Source organism: Bartonella sp. AP150HLJHH (assembly GCF_042196385.1).
Lineage (GTDB): Bacteria > Pseudomonadota > Alphaproteobacteria > Rhizobiales > Rhizobiaceae > Bartonella.
Genome location: NZ_JBHIQC010000066.1, coordinates 1 through 3,083 on the forward strand (window position 1 = coordinate 1; position 3,083 = coordinate 3,083).

Below are 3,083 nucleotides of genomic sequence, written 5' to 3' on the forward strand. Positions count from 1 at the left end.
TAAGCGCCCCTTTGCTCTAACGTCATTCCATCTGTACCACTTATCCAGTCATACAAATGGAATCTTATCCATGGCATTGCATTAGACATGCGCGCCCCCTTCTTTTATTAAATATAAATGAGTGATCATAATCCCCCCCTTAAGGCTCTACGTATTTATATGTGTGTTATGACAGAGCGTGTTGTGATTGCCTGTCTTGAAAAAATGTTTATGAAAAAGTATCCTCCCAACGATTCTAAAAAAGTGGGGAGGGGAAAGATGCAAGAATGGATAAAGATATTTCTTACAGGTTTCCTGTCATTTATCGGATCACTTTCAGTAGCGCTTATTTTAAGAAATAAAGACCGTAAAGAAGCCGCAAAAAAACGAGCACAAGATAAGAAATGGGTAATCAAGAAATTTGCAGAAAGCGAAAAACAAACTGCAGCTCTTGAAGAGCAAGCAAAATCAACAAAAGATATTGCAAAATGGTCAGAAGAACATATTAAAATTTTGTTAGATAACAAAAGAGTACAGGATTTAGGACCGCCACTTTCCATATATGCAACTGGACCGCATCTTCCAACAAAGGACAAGTGGACGCTTCTTTTCTTAAAGGTAGAAAATAATGCACAAACTGTCGTCCATATTTTAAATATAAAGCTAAAAGATAGTTCTCGCTTTATTCTTGGATATGGCATCATATACAAACCTGAAACAAGATGGCAGCAAATGCAATCACCATATGTTAATCCTGATGCTAAGCCAACGTCACACAAATCACGCGGCTTCTGTGATAAAGCGAAGAATTTTCGAACGGGACCAGAAATCGATGTTAATATTTCTGTAGCTCCCTCAGAAGGCAAACCTTCGAGAATCCTTATTTTTGTAGCAGCACGTGAAGAAGATATAAAAGACCAAGTTACTTTAATCATTACCCATACATCCCCACTGCAACCAGAAACAAAAATGACTGTAACAACACAAACTAGCCTCATAGACTTTAAAAAAGTGGATTAACTCAATTCAGACGCACACTACACGCATCATTTATTAATTTGATTTCTTCTTCTCTTTTTTCGATGAGGTCATCCCTTAAGATATCAAGCTTATTTTTGACTAAGGCTGTAAACAAGATCAGCTCATTTAAGCGATAAAAAGATGACAACTCTTGAGCAAAATAATTATCAAACCAAGTTGTGAAAGCTTGCGTAAACACAGATAAAAACCATTGATTAAAATCATCGTACGGAAATAACGGAAAATATTTTCTATTATCACGCGCAAAGATACTATGCAGCATATAGACAAGACAACCTGTTGATGAGGGATCTATCCTTATTTCAAAACATGCATCTTGAGGCGAACGGAGACCATAATATATGGTTTTCTGTCCAATCTTATTAACAAGATCAATCAACTGAACTTTGCTTATGGAGATTTGTGGGACATCTATCATCTCTGATCTTTCTTTTTAAGAGTCTAAATGCTGCTGTTGTGACAGGGCGCGTTGTGATTGCCTGTCTTGCAAAAATGTTTTTGAAAAAGGAACCTCGCAATGATTCATTGTTAATTAACAATCCTCATTTTTGGCTCAAATGACGCAAGTTAAAAAACTTCTCCTGCAAAAATAAAATCGATCAATCTCGGTTCTTCTTTTTTGTTGATTAACTCAGTGATTTTATTGTTTAATTCATCAATAACTTTCATCTGTGAAGCTAACTTTAGCCTTTGGCTGTATAGCGTTTCATTTTTTTGCTTAATTAAAGAGGATAGGTTTTCAAGTACTACTTGCTGTTGTTCAATTGACTTATCTCGCTCTGCAAGAGTTGCTTCATGCTATCTCATCCAACTATCAAATTGTGACTTATGCCATTCTTCTTGTTTTGCAAGAATTTTTGTATGAGTTCTATGTCGTTTTATAAGATCTTCTATGCTACAATCACGATCCGGTATTTGTATAAATTCTTTCACAAACTTATCTCCATTCTCAATTTTCGTATTACAACCTATTGATCTACAAATCCGTGTGTAGAGTTTCTTCAATATTCCGTTTCTCATGATCTTTCTTCTTTAAGAATGTGAATGGTGCTGTTGATGTTCATTCTTTTCTTCATATTGAAGCTTCGTCATTTCATTTTGTTCACATGGCTTCATGCAAACAGTGGAACCCTTGACAAAAGAAGGCGTTGGAGGAGATTGTTCATTCCATAACGCTTCGAGAAGATATGCAACGGCTCCTCTTGAAGGAACACCATATTTTTCCCAACGCCATACTGTTGACTTGTTGACGCCTAACCGTGCTGCCATTTCTTTCAGAGTTAAATTCAGATTTTTACGTAACTGTTTTACTGCTATTTTTCCCATAAAAAATAATATGCATTATGAGTACTCAAAAGTCAAGTCGAAATGCATACCAATTATATGCAATATGAATATATTAAGGAGATAAAAATGCTTAGTAACACGATAGACCAATCTGCTAGATTAATAAAAGCGCGTTTAGCGCGTGGTTTTAGAAGTGCTAAAGAAGCAGCTAGATATTTTGGCTGGAACTACTCTAGCTATATACAGCACGAACAAGGATTAAGAGGAATATCACGGGCATCTGCGAAATATGCAAAAGCATTTAGAATTAGTGAAGGATGGTTATTAACTGGAGAGGGAGAAGGCCCCTCCTTTCCAATTCCTGCCACAAAACAAACTGTTGATGAGCAAATTATTAATCTACTGCAAAAAACAACTCAACCAGATAAAGAAACAATTCTTCACCTTTTAAATCGCCTGCATGCAGAAGAAAAAAAATAAAAGCTTTTTTTCTTTCATTACTAAATGTATAAACCAGATGCATTATTTTGTTATCTAATTCTATATCACTTTTTATTGTTTTCATAACCATTCACCTTCCCCTTTCATGAGAATCGTCATTTAGAAAAAATCTTCTTACAAGATTTTTATACCGTTAAAAATAAAATACACATAACGCATATTTTATTGTTGACAAGTATGCATTATGCGTATTATATATATTCCATAAACCACGCACAAAAAATCGCCAAGAGGCGTTAGGGAGGAAAAATTATGGAAAATCCAATTCTTATAAA

At 35.1% G+C, this 3,083-nt stretch carries 5 protein-coding genes and 1 pseudogene; 3 read left to right on the forward strand and 3 right to left on the reverse strand.

Going from position 1 to position 3,083, the window contains the following annotated elements; genetic code table 11:
• The first annotated feature begins 159 nt into the window (after positions 1 to 159).
• A complete protein-coding gene (locus tag ACFING_RS09450) occupies positions 160 to 999 on the forward strand; it encodes a hypothetical protein (RefSeq protein WP_375630683.1) in 840 nt (279 codons plus the stop codon).
• A gap of 1 nt (position 1,000) precedes the next feature.
• Here ACFING_RS09450 and ACFING_RS09455 read toward each other — a convergent pair whose 3' ends face one another.
• Positions 1,001 to 1,399 carry a hypothetical protein gene (locus ACFING_RS09455; RefSeq protein ID WP_375630685.1) on the reverse strand — a complete coding sequence of 133 codons (399 nt, stop codon included), beginning with the start codon at positions 1,397 to 1,399 and terminating at the stop codon, positions 1,001 to 1,003.
• 23 nt (positions 1,400 to 1,422) lie between these two features.
• On the opposite strand from ACFING_RS09455, the gene ACFING_RS09460 reads away from it, so the two are divergent.
• Positions 1,423 to 1,581, forward strand: a complete 159-nt coding sequence (locus ACFING_RS09460; protein ID WP_375630687.1) for a hypothetical protein — start codon at positions 1,423 to 1,425, stop codon at positions 1,579 to 1,581.
• A gap of 6 nt (positions 1,582 to 1,587) precedes the next feature.
• On the opposite strand, the pseudogene ACFING_RS09465 reads toward ACFING_RS09460, so the two are convergent.
• Both ACFING_RS09465 and ACFING_RS09470 read right to left on the reverse strand, forming a co-directional pair.
• Positions 1,588 to 2,040: pseudogene (locus ACFING_RS09465) on the reverse strand (hypothetical protein).
• Between the two features lie 12 nt (positions 2,041 to 2,052).
• Positions 2,053 to 2,346 (reverse strand): helix-turn-helix domain-containing protein, encoded by a 294-nt coding sequence (locus ACFING_RS09470; protein ID WP_375630689.1) that lies wholly within the window; start codon positions 2,344 to 2,346, stop codon positions 2,053 to 2,055.
• 87 nt (positions 2,347 to 2,433) lie between these two features.
• Between ACFING_RS09470 and ACFING_RS09475 the strand changes: the two genes are divergently transcribed.
• Positions 2,434 to 2,787, forward strand: a complete 354-nt coding sequence (locus tag ACFING_RS09475) for a helix-turn-helix domain-containing protein (RefSeq protein WP_004859838.1) — start codon at positions 2,434 to 2,436, stop codon at positions 2,785 to 2,787.
• Positions 2,788 to 3,083 lie beyond the last annotated feature (296 nt).